Source organism: Hydrocarboniphaga sp., from assembly GCF_965279055.1.
Lineage (GTDB): Bacteria > Pseudomonadota > Gammaproteobacteria > Nevskiales > Nevskiaceae > Hydrocarboniphaga.
Window position 1 is genome coordinate 2,399,032 of record NZ_OZ257125.1, and the last position, 18,832, is coordinate 2,417,863.

The following is an 18,832-nucleotide window of genomic DNA, read 5'->3' on the forward strand; positions in this document are numbered from 1 at the left end:
TCCGCAAACTGCGTCGACAATTTTTGCAGGGTGCCGAGGGCTCAGCCGCCACAGGCCGGTGCGGTCTCGGGCTTCAGCAGGCGCCCCTCCGCCGTCACCAGCAGCACCACCCGCACGCGCGGGTCCGGCGGGCAGGCCGGCAGATAGCCGATCGCCGCCGAGGTGTCGGCGACGAAGCGCAACATCGCCTCCTCGGAAGCCAGAACATGCGGCGGCAGCACGCCATGGAAGTACTGTTCGTTCCAGTATTCCTGCTGTGCCTCGGCCGACTGGTGCAGCACCTGGCGCGTGAGCCGCTGCCTCAGCGGATGGTCGGCCGGCAGGTTGACCGGCTGGATGCGCGTGCCATCGCTCCAGAACAGTTTGCGGCGCTTGAAGATCTGCGCGATTTCATCGGCGCCGGGCTGGTCGCCGCGCGCCGCGGCGACGACCACCGCCAGCAGCGGTTCCTCGGCGAGGCTGCGCGGTGACGCCGCGACGAGCAGCATCGCCGCCAGCAAGCTGAGCCATCGCCGCATCAGAACAGCACCGCGATCGACGCCATGAAACCATCGCGCACGTTCAGATCGTTGTCGGTGGCGCGGCTGTATTCGGCCTTCAGGACCAGCGCCGGCTGCAACTTGAAGTTGAGGCCGACGAGATAGACATTGATGTCGCGATCGGCATCGGAGCGGCGGAAGGTTTCATAGCGGGCCACCGCGTACAGTCGCTCGCTCAGCGGCGCCACCCCCTGCAGGTACAGGCCGCGCTCGTTGCTCTGGTAGTCGTAGCCGTCGTTCACGCGATAGTGGAACTCGCCGCTGACTTCGTAGCGATGCCAAGCCCAGACCGCGTCGAAGCCATACAGATTGCGGTGCTCGTCGGGCGAGTAGCGCTGCTCGAAATTGACATAGGACAGGCCGGCGTGAACATGCGGCAGCGGCGAGAAAGACAGGTGCGCGCCGAAAGCCTCGCGGAACGTGTCCAGCTCCTTGTCGCGCGCCAGCTCTTCGCCCGGCGAGTAGTACAGCGAGTATTCGACGCCCTCGTCGGTCCACGGCAGGCTGCCGTAGACCATCAGGCCGGTGGCATTGGTCGGGAACGTGCGCTCGGTGATCAAGGGCCGCGTTGTGGTCCAGACCAGCGGCGAGGCATGGATCAGATTCCAGCGTCCCACCGGGGTCAGGAACTTGCCGACCCTGAACTTCAGCAGATCGGTCGCGGTGTAGTCGACGTACAGCCGTTCCAGTTCCAGATCGGCATTGCGCGTGGTCAGCGTGTCTTCGTCGGCGTTGAGCAGGTCCTCGGCTTCGATCTCGGAGAAGGCGTGCCAGCGGCCGCCGTTGTCCCACCACAGGAAGCCGCTCAGCGACTGCAGCCGCAGGTTCGTGCCCGTCTCGGCATGCTCGGCCGCGCTGGCGGTGGCGTAGCCCCCCAGCGCCAGACCGGAATCGCCCAGGCGCAGGCCCTGGCCGAGCTGGTAGCGCTGCGCCGACGGGTCGAAGCCGATGTCGCGCAGGCCGGCAGACTCCTGCGCAGCGGCCGGCCGCCACGCCGCCATCGCCAGCAGGCAGGCAGCCACACGCAGCCACCCGCCGCCGAAACGCGGGACTATCATGATCGCTGCACCGCTGCCCCTATTCCCATGGTCTCGACCCTTCCTCTTACCCGCTACGGCTCCGGCGATTGCCATGCCGCTACCGCGAGCGTGGCGGATCGTAAATCAAAGCGGACACGCTGCGGGTGACGATACGGCGCCTGTTGCTGTCGGCGTTCCTGATTGTCGGCCTGTTGCCGGCAGCCGGGCTGACCCTGCTCGCGTTCGGCCAGACCCGCACGGCGATGCTCGGCGAGATCAAGCAGAACGTGCAACGCAGCGCCGCTGCGTTGTCCGACGACCTCGACCGCCAGCTCTACGAGCGCCTGCTCAACGCCACCACCTGGAGCCACCTCGAGGTCATGCAGGACCTGCGGCTCGACGACGTCGACAAGCGCCTGTCCAACTTCCTGGCGGAGATGAAGCATCGCTACGGTGGTCTCTACGTCGACTTGCTCGCGGTGGATGCCAGCGGCCGTATCGTCGCCAGCAGTGAGCCGCGGCGTATCGGCCAGACTTTTGCCGCGGTCGCGCCGCGGTGGACCGCGACGCTGCCCGGCGGCGATGTGCAGATCGACCCGGTGGCGCAGGGCCGGCTGCCGATACGTACCGGCCTGCAGTCGCAATTCACCGACGGCGCACTCGGCCAGCTGGTACTGGAGCTGGACTGGTCGCAGCTGGAGAAATCGCTGGACGCCATCGCGGATTCGACGCGCCAGGCGCTGGTGCTGGACGCGCAGGGACGGATCGTCATCGGCTCGTCGGCGCTGCGCGCACGCGGCGCCCTGCCCGGCGTCGCGGCCACGGCCTGGTTGCCGGAAGCGCCGGGCGTCATCGAGCATCGCGATGCCGCGCCGTGGATGACGATGCCGGTGCTGATCGCCTCGTCGCGATCCGACGGCCTCGACCGCTTTAGCGGCCTCGGCTGGACCTCGCTGCTGCTGCAATCGCGCGATTCGGCGCTGGCGCCGGTCACGCACATGGCCTGGACTTTCGCCGGACTGCTCGCCGCGACCGTGCTGATCACGATCCTGGCGTCGAGCTGGGTCGCTGGCGTGATCGCGCGGCCGGTGATCGCGCTGACAGAATTCACGCGACATTACCTGGAGCCCGGCCCGCCGCCGGCGGCGCCGGAACAGGGGCCCGGTGAAATCGGCGAACTCAATCGCAGCTTTGTGCGCCTGGTCGAAAAACTGCAGCGCTCGCAGGCGACGCTGACCCAGGCCTCGAAACTCGCGGCGCTCGGCGAGATCACCGCGCTGATGGCGCACGAGGTGCGCACGCCGCTGGGGATCCTGCGCTCCTCGGCGCAGATGCTGAAGCTCGAGCCGGCGCTGAGCGCCGAGGGCGGCGAACTGGTCGGCATCATCGAGAGTGAAACCGAGCGTCTCAACCGCCTGGTCACGTCGATGCTCGACAGCGCCCGGACGCGCGCGCCGCAGCGCCGGCCCGACGACATTCACGACATCATCCGCCACGCGATCACCCTGCTCGGCTCGCAGGCGCGCGACCGCCACGTGCATCTGGAATTCATCGCCGACGCCAGCCGTACGATGCTCGACTGCGATTCGGAGCAGATTTCGCAGGTGCTGCTGAACCTGATCATGAACGCGCTGCAGATCGTCGCCGACGGCGGCCACGTGCAGGTGCGCAGCCGCGACGAGGCGCAGCGCCTGGTCGTCGAAGTCGGCGACGACGGCCCGGGTATCGCGCCGGAGGATCGCAGCCGGATCTTCGAGCCCTTCGTGTTCAAGCGTGAAGGCGGCGTCGGCCTGGGCCTTGCGGTGGTCAGCCAGATCCTGCGGCAACATGGCGGCGACATCGTCGCCGACAGCAGCCCACTGGGCGGCGCGCTGTTCCGTTTCTGGCTGCCGCGAACCCAAGACGAGGAATCATGAGCAATGCACTGCGGGTGCTGGTCGTCGACGACGAGGCGAACATGCGCCGCGTCCTCGAGATCATGTTGACGCGCCACGGCTATCGCACCGAAAGCGCCGCCGACGGCGAACAGGCCTACGAGCGTCTGCAGGGCGGTGGCTTCGATCTGGTGATCAGCGATCTGCGCATGCCGGTGATCAACGGCATCGAGCTGTTGCGCAAGCTGCGTGACAGCGGCATCGACGTACCGCTGATCATGATCACCGCGCAAGGCAGCATCGAAAGCGCCGTGGAGGCGATGCGCCTCGGCGCCTGCGACTACCTGCTGCGGCCCTTCGACATCAACGCGCTCGACCTGGCGATCCAGCGCGTGCTGACGGTGCGCGGCGTGCTGCAGCAGAACCAGTATCTGAAGGAACAGAGTGATCGCGACTGGCAGGGCCTGGTCGGCGGCAGCGCGGCGATGCAGCGACTGCGCGAGCAGATCCGCCAGGTGGCACCGACGCGCGCGACGGTGCTGCTGACCGGCGAAACCGGCACCGGCAAGGAAGTCGTGGCGCGGGCGATACACCGCGCCTCGGAGCGCCGCGAGCAGCTGTTCGTCGCGCTCAATTGCGCGGCGATCCCATCCGAGATGCTCGAAAGCGAGCTGTTCGGCCACGAGAAAGGCGCGTTCACCGGCGCGCTGCGCGAACGCATCGGCAAGTTCGAGCTCGCCGACAAGGGCACGATCTTTCTCGACGAGATCACCGAAATGCCGTTGGCGCTGCAGACCAAACTGCTGCGCGTACTGCAGGAGGGCGAGGTCGAAAAACTCGGTGGCAACCGCAGCGTCAAGCTGGATCTGCGCGTGATCGCGGCGACCAACCGCTCACCCAAGCAGGCGGTGCGCGACAACCGGCTGCGCGAGGACTTGTACTACCGCCTGAATGTGTTCGCTCTGGAGCTGCCGCCGCTGCGTGAGCGCCGCGAGGATCTGCCCGACCTGATCGCCCATTTCGCCAGGCAGCATCTGGGCGAGGGCCGCAGCCTGCCGGCCGCCTCGGCCGACACGCTGCGCCAGCTACAGCAGTATCGATGGCCGGGCAATGTGCGCGAACTCGGCAACGTCGTCGAAAGAGCCCTGATCCTGGGGAATGGCAAGACCCTGGACCTGCAACACTTCTCCCACGAGTCCAGCGACGCGATCGTGCCGGCCGCACTGCCGAACGACACGGCGCACGACAGCAGCGATCTGAACCTGGAAGCCAGCGTCGAGGCGCTGGAGACGCAGCTGATCCGTGAAGCATTGCGGCAGACCCGCGGAAACCGGACGCGGGCTGCGCAATTGCTGAAAATCAGCGAAAGGTCGATCTGGTACAAGCTGAAAAAATACGGGCTGGCGACCGCGGCAGATAACGCGGCATCCTGAAGACGCCCGCGCGAATGCAGAAGGAATGACTTCTTATAAGGTTATGGACCGTCGTGCGCCTAGGAGCGGTTGAAAGAGCGACGGCGCAGGAGCCGGCGGATCAGCGCGGTCAGCGCCGCCAGCAACAGCACGGCGCCGGCCACGAGCACCCAACGGTAATGGTCGATCTGCTGCTGGCGTGCATTGGTGGCGACCTGGCGTAATCTTCCCCGTCTGAGCGACAACTCATAACGAGAGCTTTCTGGCATCGTAACGCCAGGAGGCAGGGATGAAGAAGTCACGTTTTACCGAAACCCAGATCGTCACGATTCTGAAGCAGGCGGACGCCGGCATGGCCGTGAAGGACATCTGTCGCAAGGCGGGCATCAGCGAGCCGATCTACTACAGCTGGAAGTCGAAGTACGGCGGCATGCAGGCATCGGATCTGAAGCGGACCAAGGAGCTGGAAGCGGAGCTGTCGCAGCTCAAGCGCATGCATCGTGGCTGGCCTGGCCATTCATATGCAATGGAACTGCCGCAATAAAACGACCCGCGATGTATTGTCGTCGCGAATTCATCTTCAGGAAAACCGTCATGAAATCCCTAGTCCGGCGGGTGCCGACCGGCGCTGCCGTCCTGCTGTTGCTGCTGCTCGCCGGCTGCGTAGCGCCGACATCACTGGCGAACCGCGACGGCGGCGTATCGTCGCGGCTGCAAGGCGACGCCGCGCATCCGGCGCAGGCGCAGAACTGGATTCGCACCGAGCTGTATTTCGGCACCGGCCCGGCCGATGACGCGCATCAGGGTATCGACGAAGCCGCCTGGCGCGCGTTTCTCGATCGCGAGATCACGCCGCGCTTTGCCAGCGGCCTCAGCGTGTTCGACATCTACGGCCAATGGCAGGACAAGGGCGCGGCCGCGCCCGAGCGCCTGCGCTCCAAGGTCGTCGTGCTGCTGCACGAATCGAACGCGGACAAAGACGCCAAAATCGAGCAGATCCGCAGCGCCTGGAAAAAGCTGACCGGCGATCTGTCGGTGCTGCGCGTGAGCCAGCCCGCCGAGGTGTCGTTCTGATCGGGCTTGCCACGGCGCTGGTTCGCCAATACCCGGTGCTGCTGTCGGCGCGCCGGCTCACGTGCAGCGCACGGCCAACCGCCGCGAAGGCCCCAGGGCTCAGACGCTGCCGATGACCTTGCCCGGATTGAGGATGCCCTTGGCGTCGAGCGTGCGCTTAAGCGTGCGCATCAGCTCGATCTCGATGGCCGAGCGCGAGATCGGCAGGCGCGCGCATTTTTCGGTGCCGATGCCGTGCTCGGCGGAGATCGAGCCGCCGATCGCCTGCAGCGGCAGGTAGACGTCATCGTCGGCCAGCTTGTGCAGGCCCTCGCCTTCGGTGCCCGGGTGCACGAACAGATGCAGGTTGCCGTCGCCGATGTGGCCGATGACGTTGCAGATGCTGTCGGGCCAGCGCGCTTTCAACCGCTGCTGCACCTCGCGAATGTAGGCGTCCATGTCGCGGATCGGCAGGCTGACGTCGTACAGGAAGATCGGCTTGTGCTCGTACAGCGCCTGGAAGTTTTCGCGGATTTCCCACAGGGCGCGGCGCTCGGTCTCCGAGCCGGGGATCACGACGTCGGCGGCGATCTGCTGTTCCAGCGCCTGCTCCATCGTCGCCAGAAAGCCTTCCTGATCGGCCTCGGGCTGTGCGCCTTCGGCTTCGAGCATCACGTAGAAGGCGTGATCACGGCCCATCGGCGCGCGGTGAAAACCGGGCGCGGTGACAGTGTGGAAATACTGCCCCCACATCACCTCGAACGCGCACAGTTTGCCGCCAAGGGATTTCTGCACATGCCTCAATAACGAAGTGACCTGGGCGAAACTGTCGAGTGCGAGCATCGCACTGTTGCGGCTGCTCGGCGCCTCTTCGAGTTGCACGATGACGCGCGTGACAATGCCGAGCGTACCTTCGCTGCCGATGAACAAATGCTTCAGGTCGTACCCGGCATTGTTCTTCAACATGCGGTTCATCGACGACACGATGCTGCCGTCGGCCAGCACCGCCTCCAGGCCGAGCACGCGCTGCCGCATCATGCCGTAGCGGATCACGTTGATGCCGCCGGCATTGGTCGCGACATTGCCGCCGATCGTGCAGGAACCGCGGGCGCCCAGATCCAGCGGGAAATACAGGCCCTGCTCGCGCACCGTCTCCTGCAGCTTCTGCAGCACCACGCCGGCCTGGACCGTCGCCGTGCGGCCGATGCTGTCGATCTCCTCGATCGCGTTCATCCGCTCCAGCGACACGATCACGTCGCGCGAATCGCTGATCGCGCCTTCGACGCAGCCGGTCAGGCCGCCGTGCGTGACCACGCTCTGTCCGCGTTCGTTGCACAGCTTCAGCACCGCCGAAAGCTCGGCCGTCGTGCGCGGCCGCACCAGCGCTGCGGCCTGCATCGGCGCCGGGTTCCAGTAACTGGTCGCGCGATCGGCGACGCGGCTCGGGTCCAGCACCGCGTCGCTGCCAAGCAAGCCGCGCAAGGCGGCGAGAACATCGGTCATGTCGGCTCCCGGCTTCGGCTCGGCGATTGATAAACAGGTTCTTGCGCCGGCGGCCTGATCTGCGCGCTATCGAGGCGCGTCGTTCTTGGACTGCACAACTTGTACTTCGGAACACTATGTTCCGAAGATTGACCTGTTCTATACTCGATTGCAACCAGCCCCGACGCCAAGACCCGCGATGGCAGCCACCCCAGTGAAGAGAGTCCGGCTCAACCGCGGCGAGCAGAAGGAGCAGCGAACACAGCAGTTGCTGGACGCGGCCTGGGAACTGTTCTGCGAAAAAGGCTACGACGCGCTGACCATCGACGAAGTCGCCGAGCATGCGGGCTATTCGCGCAAGCCGATCTACTCGCTGTTTGGCGACAAGCAGACGCTGTTCTTCGAACTATGGCTGCGGCTGCTGGATGAAATGACTACGCTGGCGCTGACGCCTTTCGAACACGGTGCCGGGCTGCGCGCCAACCTCAAGCGGCTGGCGGCGATCGCCACCGAGCGCGCCAAGGCCGGCGCGTCCCTGCAGGGCGAAAGCCTGTTCTTCGTCGTGCAGACCATCGCGCTGAGCCGGCCCGATCTGACCGCGAGAGTCAGTCAGGCGACCCAAGATGTGCTCGGGCGCCTGGCGCAGGCGATCAAACAGTCCACGCTGGCCGACGGCGAGAAGCTGCGCGGCAAGCCGGAGCAGGTTGCCGCGCACCTGGTCGCGCACATCAACGGCCTGTCGATGCTGCAGTTCCAGACCGGCGTCAACTACATGCGCAGCCAGGATCTGTTCGAGGTGTTCGTACACCTGACACTCACCGAGGCGGCGTGATGACCGCAGCTGTCCCTCTGAACCTGGCGCAGCTGGATGCCATCGCCGCGACGCGGGTCGACGGCGTCGCCGTCGAAGTGCCGAACTATCCGCGGCACATCGGCCGGCGCATCTGCCACATCGGTGTCGGCGGTTTTCATCGCGCGCACCAGGCGGACTATCTGCATCGCCTGCTACAGCTCGGCCTGGGAGAAGACTGGGGTATCTGCGGCATCGCGCTGCGCGCCGCCGACCAGCCGCTGTACCGGACACTGCAAGATCAGGATCTGCTGTATTCGCTGTGGGAAGTCGACGCGGCCTCGACCCGCGTCAAAGTGATCGGCTCGCTGATGGCCTATGTCGACGCCAGTGCCGACGCCGCGCCGGCGATCGCGGTGATCGCCGATGCGGCGACGCGCATCGTCTCGCTGACCATCACCGAGGCCGGCTACTGTCTCGACGACGCCGGCACGCTGAACCTCGGGCATCCCGACATCGCCGCCGACCTTGCCCGCTTCGAGCAGCCGCGCAGCGCTCCGGGTGTGATCGTTCGCTCGCTGGCGCAGCGCCGCGCCGCCGGCAGCGGCGGACTCACGCTGATGTCCTGCGACAACCTGATCGAAAACGGCCACCGGCTGCGTGCAAGCATCCTCGGCTTCGCCGCGCAGATCGATACCAGCCTGGCGCAGTGGATTGCCGATAACGTCAGCTTCCCTTCGTCGATGGTCGACCGCATCACCCCGGCCGCGGACCCGGCGCGCAACCGGCAGTTGTGCGAACGCTGGGGCGTGGACGACGCGGCGCTGGTGCTGTGCGAACCCTGGCAGCAATGGATACTCGAGGACGACTTCGTCGCCGGCCGCCCGGCTTTCGAGAAAGTCGGCGTCGTGCTCAGTAGCCTGGTCAAACGCTACGAGGACATGAAGGTTGGCCTGCTCAACGGCGGCCACTCGGCGCTGTCGCATCTGGGCCTGCTGTGCGGCCACGTCAGCGTGCACGCCGCGCTGCAGCAGCCGGCGATCGCGCGCTGGCTGGCCGGCTACATGAATCAGGTCGCGACGACGCTGGAGCCACTGGACGGCGTCAGCTTCGACGACTACCAGGCCTCGCTGATCCGCCGCTTCCTGAATCCGGCGATCGAGGATCGGCTGCAGCGGCTGGCACAGGACAGCTCGCAGAAATTCCAGCAGGTACTGCTGCCGCCGCTGTTGAAGCGGCTGCAGCGCGGGCAGAGTTTCGACTATCTCGCCGCGACGCTGGCCTTGTGGATGCGCTATCTGGCCGGCCTGCAGCAGGATGGCGCGGCGCGTGCGGCTTATCAGGACACGAACAGGGACGAGCTGATATCGCTGGCCGCAGCGGCGATCGACGACGGTGATGCGCGCCGCTTCATGCAGGCAAGGATGCCGCTGCCGGCGGACTATATCGGCCGGGTGTGCGCCCGGATCGAACATCATTTGAGCGGTTTGCGTGATGCAGGCTACGAGGCACATCTGGCGACGCTGGCCACCTGACAAAAAAACGGTGGCTCATGACCCGCCGTTTTGCGTCGCAGGCAGGCGAATATCCACCAGCCTCCAGCGCAGCCCGTCGCGCTGCAGCAGCAGATCGATGGTCTGTGCGGGGTCAATGCGATCCGGCACCGTGATCCGAACCTGCGACAGCGAAACCAGCCGCCAGCGCGTGCCCTCGGGCAGGCTGAGCCGGCGCGGCGCGATGCCGATGGCCTGCTGCGCGCGATCCTGGCCGCTACGCGCCAGCGACCAGCGCCCGTAACCGCTGGCCAGCGCCACCAGCCCCTGCGGCGTGTCCACGGCCGCCAGCATCGCGTTGTCGGTCTGCTGCGCGAACCAGCGTTGCACGCCCGACCACCAGTGCCGCGGCACGGCGGCGTCGGCCGGCGCCGCCGCCAGCTGCGCCGCCAGGCTGGCGCGGATCGTCGGCAGGTCGGCATAGCGCTGCAGCGCCGCGTCGTCATGGCGGTCGGCGGCGGCGGACAGCGCGTGCAGCGACAGGAACGGCGTCGACACCAGCCAGGCCGCCAGCGCTGCGGTCAAGGCCAGCAGAACCCAGGCGCTGACCAGCCCGCCTGCCGGCCCGGGTGCAGAATCCCGCTCGACAGATGGCACGGTCGCCTGGTTCATCCGTCCAGCATAAAAACGCCCGTCCAACTGCCGCCTGACCGGGCGCGCAGGCGATACTGCCGCCATGAACGACGTCACCAACGCCTTCCTGCTGACTTTTGCCGCGCTGTTCCCGATCGTCAATCCGCTGGAAGCGGCGCCGTTCTTTCTGGCGGTGACCAACCGCTGCAATGACGCCGAGCGCAACGTGCTGGCGCGCAAGGTCGCGTTCAACGGCTTCTTCCTGCTGATCGGCTCGATGCTGCTGGGGCCGTGGATCCTTCAGTTCTTCGGTATCGAGCTGCCGATCGTGCGCATCGCCGGCGGCCTGATCGTCACCTCGATGGGCTGGAAGCTGCTCAGCAACGACAGCGGCTGGTCGGACTCCGGCGCCACCGCCGCCAACCTGGAGCCGTCGGCGCGCAAGCCGCTGGGCAGTTTCTATCCGTTGACGATGCCGCTGACGGTCGGCCCGGGCTCGATTTCGGTGGCGATCACGATCGGCAGCCGCAAGGCCGAGACGCCGGACTCCTTGCCGCTGCTGTTGCTGCACGGCATCGGCGCGCTGGCCGGCGTGATCGCGATCGCGGCGAGCATTTATCTGAGCTACCGCTTTGCCTCGCGCGTGGCGCGGCTGCTCGGCGAGACCGGCGTCGACGTGCTGGTACGCCTGTCGGCCTTCGTGCTGATCTGCATCGGCATCCAGATCATCTGGAGCGGCTACAGCGCGCTGATCGCGGTGGCGCCCTGACCGGAGAGACCCCGGGTTTCACCCGGGCTACAAGTGCGGCGTAGCCCGGGTGAAACCCGGGTCGGGAAAATACAGAACCCGCTTAGCGATTGATTCAGCGCGGATGCGGCGTAACATACGGACCGGCTCCCCATCGTGCCGGTTCGTCGAAAGCGCCGTCCGCCGCCGTGGAAAGTCTTAGAGCGCCCAGGCGCAACAGACAATGCGACAGTCCGAGCAGTTTGAGAATGCACTTGTCCGGCCAGATCCGGTCAAAGCCGCCATTCCCTGCCGAGACTGCGGCCCAAAATTCAGGACACTCGACTAAATGAGCAAAGAGCAGCCGACGATCATCTACACCTTGACCGACGAGGCGCCGCTGCTGGCGACGCACGCCTTCCTGCCGATCATCCGCAGCTTCACTGAGCCGGCGGGCATCAAGATCACCACCAGCGACATCTCGGTGGCGGCGCGCATCCTCGCCGAGTTTCCCGAAAACCTGACCGCTGAACAGCGCGTCCCCGACAACCTCGCCGAGCTCGGCCGGCTGACCCTGCTGCCGGACACCAACATCATCAAGCTGCCCAACATCAGCGCCTCGGTCCAGCAGCTGGTCAACGCAATCAAGGAACTGCAGGGCAAGGGCTACAAGCTGCCGGACTTCCCCGAAGACCCGAAGACCGATGTCGAGAAGCAAACCCGCAAGCGCTACTCCCGTTGCCTGGGCAGCGCGGTCAACCCGGTGCTGCGCGAAGGCAATTCCGACCGCCGCGCGCCGAAGGCGGTCAAGGATTACGCACGCAAGAATCCGCACAGCATGGGCGAATGGAGCATGGCCTCGCGCACCCATGTGGCGCACATGAAGCACGGCGATTTCTATCACGGCGAAAAGTCGCTGACATTGGATCGTGCGCGCAAGGTCAAGATGGAGCTGCAGACCGGCAGCGGCAAGGCGGTGGTGCTGAAGAACGATATCGAGCTGCTCGACGGCGAGATCATCGACAGCATGTTCATGAGCAAGAAGGCGCTGCTGGCGTTCTATGAGGAGCAGTTCGAGGACGCGCGCAAGACCGGCGTGATGCTGTCCTTGCACGTCAAGGCGACGATGATGAAGGTGTCGCACCCGATCGTGTTCGGCCACGCGGTGCGGGTGTTCTACAAGGACGCCTTCGACAAGCACGACGCGCTGTTCAAGGAGCTCGGCGTCAATGTCAACAACGGCATGGTCAACCTCTACGACAAGCTCGAAACGCTGCCGTCGAGCAAGCGCGACGAGGTGATTCGCGACCTGCACGCCTGCCACGAGCACCGTCCGGAACTGGCGATGGTGGACTCGGCCAAGGGCATCTCCAACTTCCATTCGCCGAACGACGTCATCGTCGACGCCTCGATGCCGGCGATGATCCGCATCGGCGGCAAGATGTGGGGCGCCGATGGCCGTCCGAAAGACACCAAGGCGGTGATCCCGGAGAGCACGTTTGCCCGCATCTACCAGGAGATGATCAATTTCTGCAAGACCAACGGCAACTTCGATCCGGTGACGATGGGCACCGTGCCCAATGTCGGCCTGATGGCGCAGCAGGCCGAGGAATACGGCTCGCACGACAAGACCTTCGAGATCCCGGAAGCCGGCGTCGCCAACATCGTCGACATCGAAACCGGCGACGTGCTGCTGTCGCAGAACGTGGAGGCCGGCGACATCTGGCGCATGTGCCAGGTCAAGGACGCGCCGATCCGCGACTGGGTCAAGCTCGCGGTCACGCGCGCACGCAACTCCGGCATGCCGGCGCTGTTCTGGCTCGACCCGTATCGTCCGCATGAAAACGAAATGATCCGCAAGGTCAAAACCTACCTGAAGGATCACGACACCAGCGGCCTGGACATCCAGATCATGTCGCAGGTGCGCGCGATGCGTTACACGCTGGAGCGCGCGATGCGCGGCCTGGACACGATCTCGGTCACCGGCAACATCCTGCGCGACTACCTGACCGACCTGTTCCCGATCATGGAACTCGGCACCAGCGCCAAGATGCTGTCAATCGTGCCGCTGATGGCCGGCGGCGGCATGTACGAAACCGGTGCCGGCGGCTCGGCGCCGAAGCATGTCAAGCAGCTGGTCGAGGAAAACCACCTGCGTTGGGATTCGCTCGGCGAGTTCCTGGCGCTGGCGGTGAGCCTGGAAGACCTCGGCATCAAGACCGGCAACGCGCGCGCGAAGATCCTCGCCCGGACGCTCGACGCGGCCACCGGCAAGCTGCTCGACAACAACAAGAACCCGTCGCCGAAAACCGGCCAGCTCGACAACCGTGGCAGCCAGTTCTATCTGGCGATGTACTGGGCGCAGGCGCTGGCCGAGCAGAACGACGACGCCGAGCTGAAGGCGCGCTTCGCCAAGCTGGCGAAGGTGCTGGGCGACAGCGAGCAGAAGATCGTCGCCGAATTTGCCGAAGTCCAGGGCAAGCCGGCCGACATCGGCGGCTACTACCTCGCCGACCCGAAGCAGGTGGAAGCGGTGATGCGCCCCAGCGCGACGTTCAACGCGGCGCTCGCCGCGGCGTAGCTTGCTGAACCTGTAGGAGCGGATCCTATCCGCGACTGATGCCCCGACGGCACAGTCGCGGATAGGATCCGCTCCTACATTTGGCTGGCCGCAGACAATCCGCCCCCGGATTGTTACAGTCGGTTTTTATTCGACAAGAAGCCGACGCATCAGTGAATGATCTGCACCGCCTGTTGGTCACGCTGACGCTTGCGTTCGGCGTAACGCTCTCCGCCACGGCGTCTGCCGCCGCCGGAACCCTGTCGCTGAAATCCAATGCCGCGCTGGTGGTCGATCAGGACACCGGCGAATCGCTGTTCGCCAAGAACGCCGACGTGGTCATGCCGATCGCCTCGCTGACCAAGCTGATGACCGCGCTGGTGGTCACCGACGCGCGGCTGCCGATGGACGAAATGCTGGAGATCAGCAACGACGACGTCGACCGCGAAAAGCACACCACCTCGCGCCTGCCCGTGGGGACCCGGCTCAGCCGCGGCGAGATGATGCTGCTGGCGCTGATGGCCTCGGAGAATCGCGCGGCGATGTGCCTGAGCCGCGCCTATCCGGGCGGCCGCAAGGCGTTTCTCGCCAAGATGAATGAGAAGGCGCGATCGCTGGGCATGAGCAAGACCTACTTCGCCGATTCCGCCGGCCTGTCCAGCCTCACCGTATCCACCGCCCGCGATCTGCTGCGCCTGGTCAGCGCCGCCGACGCGCAGGAACAGGTCCGCAGGGACACGGTGCAGCCCGAGGCGACGCTGCGCGTGAAGAAGCAGATGCTGACCTTCGTCAACACCAATCGCATGGTGCGCAACAATCGCGACTGGGACATCGAGCTGCAGAAAACCGGCTTCACCAACGAGGCCGGCCGCTGCCTGGTAATGCGCGCGACCACGCTCAACCGCAACATCACGATGGTGTTCCTGAACTCCTTCGGCACCCTGACCCGCTTCGCCGACGCCGGCCGCGTGCGCAAGCATCTGGAACGCCAGGGCAAGGCCAAGCCGGCGCGCCCCGCCACCGAAGCCGCCAACGTCAACAAGACGGCGTCCTGAGCCGCAAGCCGTGAACGGCGAAGCGGCACAGCTGCTGGCGGTCTTCGGCAAGGGCTTCGCGCTGTCGGCTGCGCTGATCGTCGCGATCGGCGCGCAAAACCTTTTCGTGCTGCGCCAGGGCCTGCGCCGCGAACACGTCTTCGCGATCGTGCTGTTCTGCGGTTCCGCCGACGCTCTGCTGATCGCCGCCGGTGTCGCCGGCCTGGGCGCGCTGCTGCAGGCCGTCCCTGGTCTCACGCTATGGCTGACACTGGGCGGCGCCGCTTTCCTCGCCTGGTATGGCATCGGCGCGCTGCGCCGCGCCCTGCATCCGGCGACGATGGCGGTGGAGCTGCAGCCGTCGATGAGCCTGGGCCGCGCGCTCGCCGGCTGCGCCGCGTTCACGCTGCTCAACCCGCACGTGTATCTGGACACCGTGCTGCTGATGGGCGCGGTCGGATCGAGCGTGCAGCCCGCGTCTCGGCCGTGGTTCGTCGCCGGCGCCGCCAGCGCCTCGTACATCTGGTTCACCGCGCTGGGTTACGGCGCTCGCCTGCTGACGCCGGTTTTCGCGCGGCCGATCGCGTGGAAGCTGCTCGATCTGGGCGTCGGCGTGACGATGCTGGTGCTGGCGGCGGCCTTGCTGATGCGAGCGCTTAATCTGTAGTTTCAGGTTCAATCACTACGTCGCGCGCGGATACGTCGTATATCCCTCCGCTCCCTGCGAATACCAGGTCTTCATGTCGTCTGCTGTCAGCGCAATGCCCTGGGCCAGGCGCGCCGGCAGATCCGGGTTCGCCAGGAATTTGCGGCCGAAGGTGATCGCGTCCGCCGCGCCGGATGCGAGCGCGGCCTGGCCGCGCTGCAGGTCGTAGTCCGAGTTCAGCACCAGCACGCCCTTGAAGCGCTCACGAATCAGCGGCGCCACCGGCGGGCGTTCGGACTTGCCGAAGGTTCCGTTCGGCCCCGGCTCACGCAGTTCCAGAAACGCGATGCCGAGTTCGTCGAGCGCCGCCGCAGCCGCCGGGAACAGCACATTCTGGTTGCTGTCGTCGACGCCCTGCGAATCGCCGTTCGGCGACAGCCGCACCGCGGTGCGGTCGGCACCGACTTCGTCGACCAGCGCGCGCGTCACCTGGCGCAACAGCAGCAGGCGGTTCTCGACCGGGCCGCCGTAGGCGTCTTGACGATGATTGCTGCCGTCGCGCAGGAACTGGTCGATCAGGTAGCCATTGGCCGCATGCAGTTGCACGCCGTCGAAACCGGCCGCGATCGCGTTGCGCGCCGCATGCACGTAGTCCGCGATCAGCCGCGGAATCTCGGCAAGCGCCAGTTCGCGCGGCTGCACATACGGCGCCTTGCCTTCATAGGTGTGCGCCTGGCCCGGCGCGGTGGTTGCGCTGGCCGACACCGGCTGCACGCCGTGCAGCGACGGATGCACCAGGCGCCCCATATGCCAGAGCTGCGCGAAAATCCGGCCGCCGGCGGCATGTACTGCCTCGGTCACGGTCTTCCAGTGGCGCACATGCTCGACGCCCCAGAGGCCGCCGGCATAGGGCCAGCCGCTGCCTTCGACGCTGATGCCGGTGGCCTCGGTGATGATCAGGCCAGCGCTGGCACGCTGCGCGTAGTACTCGGCCATCAGCTCGGTCGGCACATGGTCGCGGCTGGCGCGGCCACGCGTCAGCGGCGCCATCCAGACGCGGTTCGGGCATTGCAGCGCTCCCGCCTTGATAGGGTCGAACAGTGTGGGCATCGCAGGTCTCGGCTTGAATTCGATCCGATGCTAGCAGCCCGACATGACGCGGACCCGACCGTAACGGCTGCGTGACAGACGGGCTTGCTATCGTGACGCCATCAACCGACTGGAGATCTGGGCGATGATGTCGTTGTGGACCCTGCTGGACGATATGGCCGGGCTGATGGACGACATCGGCGTAATGTCGAAGGTCGCGGCCAAGAAAACCGTCGGCGTGGTCGGCGACGACATCGCGGTCAACGCCGAGCAGGTGTCGGGCAGCAGCGCCGAGCGCGAGCTGCCCATCGTCTGGGCGGTGTTCAAGGGCTCGCTGATCAACAAGCTGATCCTGGTACCGATCGCGCTGCTGCTGGAGGCTTTCGCGCCCTGGGCGCTGGGGCCGGTGCTGATCATCGGCGGCACCTACCTGTGCTTCGAGGCTTTCGAAAAACTGCTGCACGCGCCCTGGCCGGGACGCAAGGCGCAGGGCGATGCGCATGCGCAGGCACAGCCGAAAACGGCACAGACCGAGCGCGACAAGATCAAGGGCGCGGTCCGCACCGACTTCATTCTCAGCGGCGAAATCATCATGATCGCGCTGGCCGCGATCGGCGAGGCGCCGCTCGCGACGACGATCGTCAGTGTCAGCCTGCTCGCGGTCGGCATGACCGTGTTCGTCTACGGCCTGGTCGCGCTGCTGGTGAAGTTCGACGACGTGGGCTTTGCTTTGACGCGGCGTGATTCGGCATCGGCAAAAAAACTGGGGCTTGCGATTCTGGCCGCGGCGCCGGCGCTGATGAAGCTGCTGGCGCTGGTCGGCACCGCGGCGATGTTCGCGGTCGGCGGCGGCCTGCTGGTGCACCACGTCGCGGCGCTGCATCACGCCATCATCGCTGTCATCGGCGAGCCGTCGTCGTGGCTGGCCGCTCTCGCCGACACCGTCGTCGGCGTGGTACTCGGGGCGCTTGCCTTCGTCGTCGTCGAAGCGGCGATGAAGCTCTACAGGCGACGCTAGCGCGCGGCAGGTTTTGCCGGCAACAGCGGAACTGGCAAGGCCCGTGGCGCGGTGGCGACGACCGCGCGATTGACCACGCGGAACGGCCGCACCGTCAGCCGGTCGAGAAACAGCCGGATGCGCTCTTCCATCGTCCACAGCTCGGAGCCGTCGACGAAGCGATGCTGCGGCAGCCGCGGCTGCTGCCAGGCCAGCGGCGCGATCCTGCGAGTCTGCGGGCTGCGGCAGCTGAACGGCGTCGCCGGCGTTTTCCGCGCGGCCGGATCGTCGAATACGCCGATCAGATCCTCGCCCATCCACACCTGGCCGCGGAACGGCACGCTGGGCCGCACCGTGCGCAGCACGCTGTAGGCAAGGCGCACTTCGTCGCCGCAGACCAGCATCTGGTAACGCAGCTCGGCGCTGTCGTCCGGCGGGCCGATGACGACCGTGGCGACGGCGGCGAAGCTCGCGCGGATTTCGTTCGGCCGCGCCGTTGAAGCCGTTTTCGGCAGCGGCTTTTTCCAGGCATCCGGCGGCGCCTGCGTCACCACCAGATCGCGGACCGGGCAGCCACCCTTGACCGCCATCGGGCAGTATTTCTGCCGGCCGCTGCTATCGAAGATCGTCAGCGGCCCGACCAGCAGGCCGTCGCTGCCGAGCGTGCCGACGCGCTTGCTGTCCTTGTCCCAGAAGGTCAGCGGGCCGGGCTTGCAGGAGCCGTCCTCGTTGAGCAGGCAGTCCTTGACTTCGCCGCCGCGGAAAATCCAGCGGCCGCTGCCGACCCAGGCCGACTCGTATCCGCGCGCCTTGCGCACGCCGTGCAGGATTTCCTTCGACGGCAGTTGCAGGACCGCTTCACCGTCGCAGTCGCCGGCGATATTGACCACGCATTCCAGGCGCTGGCCGTCGGCATTGATCGTCGTCGACACGCCGACATACTGATCGACGCCATCGACCACGCGCAGGCTTTCGCTGCGGCGCTTGCCGTAGGGATAGAAGGTGGTCAGATCGCCGAGGCAGCGGCCGTCCGGCGCGAAAGCGCAGACCGTGCGCACGTTCATGTTGTCGACCCGCGTCAGCTCGCCGAGCCAGACCAGGCGATCCGAGCCGAGAAAGCCGCGCGTGCCACTGATGTTGTCGCTGCCATCGCGATAACGCGCACTGCCGATGCATTCGCCATCGGGCAGACGCTGCGCGCAGGCCCAGCTCGGCGATGCCGCACGGGCGTCGCAACACAGCAGCAGCAACAACGCGCACAGACCGGCCGCAATCGCTTTCTTCAGCGGCGCATTTTCGTCGTGACCCACCGTGGTTATCTCCCCGCCCGCCGCCAGTATCGCCCGCGTATCAGGCTAGCGGTGAAGTCCGCCACGCATCGCGTCCGGCTCAGCCAACGCGCCGGCTGGCCGGACCAGTGGCGCCCGGCGCGCGCTGATCGGTAACGGCGTTAACCGCCAATTCATTCCCGGCCGCGATGCTGA

At 66.3% G+C, this 18,832-nt stretch carries 17 protein-coding genes and 1 pseudogene; 11 read left to right on the forward strand and 7 right to left on the reverse strand.

Annotation, left to right across the window (positions count from 1 at the left end):
• Positions 1-41: 41 nt before the first annotated feature.
• Positions 42-518: a hypothetical protein gene (locus ACQZF9_RS10815; protein ID WP_428313236.1), complete on the reverse strand. Its 477-nt coding sequence runs from the start codon at positions 516-518 to the stop codon at positions 42-44.
• Positions 518-1,597 carry a porin gene (locus ACQZF9_RS10820; protein WP_428313237.1) on the reverse strand — a complete coding sequence of 360 codons (1,080 nt, stop codon included), beginning with the start codon at positions 1,595-1,597 and terminating at the stop codon, positions 518-520. The genes ACQZF9_RS10815 and ACQZF9_RS10820 overlap by 1 nt, the downstream gene beginning before the upstream one ends.
• Positions 1,598-1,722: 125 nt before the next feature.
• On the opposite strand from ACQZF9_RS10820, the gene ACQZF9_RS10825 reads away from it, so the two are divergent.
• On the forward strand, positions 1,723-3,474 hold the full coding sequence (locus tag ACQZF9_RS10825) for a sensor histidine kinase (protein ID WP_428313238.1): 1,752 nt from the start codon (positions 1,723-1,725) through the stop codon (positions 3,472-3,474).
• Positions 3,471-4,865, forward strand: a complete 1,395-nt coding sequence (locus ACQZF9_RS10830) for a sigma-54-dependent transcriptional regulator (RefSeq protein ID WP_428313239.1) — start codon at positions 3,471-3,473, stop codon at positions 4,863-4,865. The genes ACQZF9_RS10825 and ACQZF9_RS10830 overlap by 4 nt, the downstream gene beginning before the upstream one ends.
• Positions 4,866-4,924: 59 nt before the next feature.
• On the opposite strand, the gene ACQZF9_RS10835 is transcribed toward ACQZF9_RS10830, so the two are convergent.
• Positions 4,925-5,113, reverse strand: coding sequence for a hypothetical protein (locus ACQZF9_RS10835; RefSeq protein WP_428313240.1), 189 nt, complete (start codon positions 5,111-5,113; stop codon positions 4,925-4,927).
• A 20-nt stretch (positions 5,114-5,133) separates the two neighbouring features.
• Between ACQZF9_RS10835 and ACQZF9_RS10840 the strand changes: the two are divergent.
• Together ACQZF9_RS10840 and ACQZF9_RS10845 are read left to right on the forward strand one after the other, a co-directional pair.
• Positions 5,134-5,343, forward strand: a pseudogene (locus tag ACQZF9_RS10840) (transposase); the annotation flags it as partial.
• Positions 5,344-5,438: 95 nt separating this feature from the next.
• Positions 5,439-5,918, forward strand: coding sequence for a DUF3574 domain-containing protein (locus ACQZF9_RS10845; RefSeq protein ID WP_428313241.1), 480 nt, complete (start codon positions 5,439-5,441; stop codon positions 5,916-5,918).
• A gap of 99 nt (positions 5,919-6,017) precedes the next feature.
• On the opposite strand, the gene ACQZF9_RS10850 is transcribed toward ACQZF9_RS10845, so the two are convergent.
• Positions 6,018-7,400, reverse strand: coding sequence for an FAD-binding oxidoreductase (locus tag ACQZF9_RS10850; RefSeq protein WP_428313242.1), 1,383 nt, complete (start codon positions 7,398-7,400; stop codon positions 6,018-6,020).
• Between the two features lie 178 nt (positions 7,401-7,578).
• On the opposite strand from ACQZF9_RS10850, the gene ACQZF9_RS10855 reads away from it, so the two are divergent.
• Positions 7,579-8,211: a TetR/AcrR family transcriptional regulator gene (locus ACQZF9_RS10855; RefSeq protein ID WP_428313243.1), complete on the forward strand. Its 633-nt coding sequence runs from the start codon at positions 7,579-7,581 to the stop codon at positions 8,209-8,211.
• Complete coding sequence (locus tag ACQZF9_RS10860; protein ID WP_428313244.1) at positions 8,211-9,704, forward strand: mannitol dehydrogenase family protein; 1,494 nt, start codon at positions 8,211-8,213, stop codon at positions 9,702-9,704. Before ACQZF9_RS10855 ends, ACQZF9_RS10860 begins: the two co-directional genes overlap by 1 nt.
• Positions 9,705-9,719: 15 nt before the next feature.
• Here ACQZF9_RS10860 and ACQZF9_RS10865 read toward each other — a convergent pair whose 3' ends face one another.
• Positions 9,720-10,334, reverse strand: a complete 615-nt coding sequence (locus tag ACQZF9_RS10865; RefSeq protein ID WP_428313245.1) for a DUF2939 domain-containing protein — start codon at positions 10,332-10,334, stop codon at positions 9,720-9,722.
• A gap of 64 nt (positions 10,335-10,398) precedes the next feature.
• On the opposite strand from ACQZF9_RS10865, the gene ACQZF9_RS10870 reads away from it, so the two are divergent.
• The 4 genes from ACQZF9_RS10870 to ACQZF9_RS10885 all read left to right on the forward strand — a co-directional run bounded on the left by ACQZF9_RS10870 (position 10,399) and on the right by ACQZF9_RS10885 (position 15,283).
• Positions 10,399-11,064 (forward strand): MarC family protein, encoded by a 666-nt coding sequence (locus ACQZF9_RS10870; RefSeq protein WP_428313246.1) that lies wholly within the window; start codon positions 10,399-10,401, stop codon positions 11,062-11,064.
• A gap of 307 nt (positions 11,065-11,371) precedes the next feature.
• Positions 11,372-13,603, forward strand: a complete 2,232-nt coding sequence (locus ACQZF9_RS10875) for an NADP-dependent isocitrate dehydrogenase (protein WP_428313247.1) — start codon at positions 11,372-11,374, stop codon at positions 13,601-13,603.
• 152 nt (positions 13,604-13,755) lie between these two features.
• Positions 13,756-14,637: a serine hydrolase gene (locus ACQZF9_RS10880; RefSeq protein ID WP_428313248.1), complete on the forward strand. Its 882-nt coding sequence runs from the start codon at positions 13,756-13,758 to the stop codon at positions 14,635-14,637.
• 10 nt (positions 14,638-14,647) lie between these two features.
• The gene (locus ACQZF9_RS10885; protein WP_428313249.1) at positions 14,648-15,283 is read left to right on the forward strand and encodes a LysE/ArgO family amino acid transporter; all 636 of its coding nucleotides are present in this window, start codon (positions 14,648-14,650) and stop codon (positions 15,281-15,283) included.
• A 15-nt stretch (positions 15,284-15,298) separates the two neighbouring features.
• Here ACQZF9_RS10885 and ACQZF9_RS10890 read toward each other — a convergent pair whose 3' ends face one another.
• On the reverse strand, positions 15,299-16,372 hold the full coding sequence (locus tag ACQZF9_RS10890) for an alkene reductase (protein WP_428313250.1): 1,074 nt from the start codon (positions 16,370-16,372) through the stop codon (positions 15,299-15,301).
• 124 nt (positions 16,373-16,496) lie between these two features.
• Between ACQZF9_RS10890 and ACQZF9_RS10895 the strand changes: the two genes are divergently transcribed.
• A complete protein-coding gene (locus tag ACQZF9_RS10895) occupies positions 16,497-17,369 on the forward strand; it encodes a DUF808 domain-containing protein (protein ID WP_428313251.1) in 873 nt (290 codons plus the stop codon).
• On the opposite strand, the gene ACQZF9_RS10900 is transcribed toward ACQZF9_RS10895, so the two are convergent.
• The gene (locus ACQZF9_RS10900; RefSeq protein ID WP_428313252.1) at positions 17,366-18,658 is read right to left on the reverse strand and encodes a hypothetical protein; all 1,293 of its coding nucleotides are present in this window, start codon (positions 18,656-18,658) and stop codon (positions 17,366-17,368) included. The genes ACQZF9_RS10895 and ACQZF9_RS10900 overlap by 4 nt on opposite strands.
• Positions 18,659-18,832 lie beyond the last annotated feature (174 nt).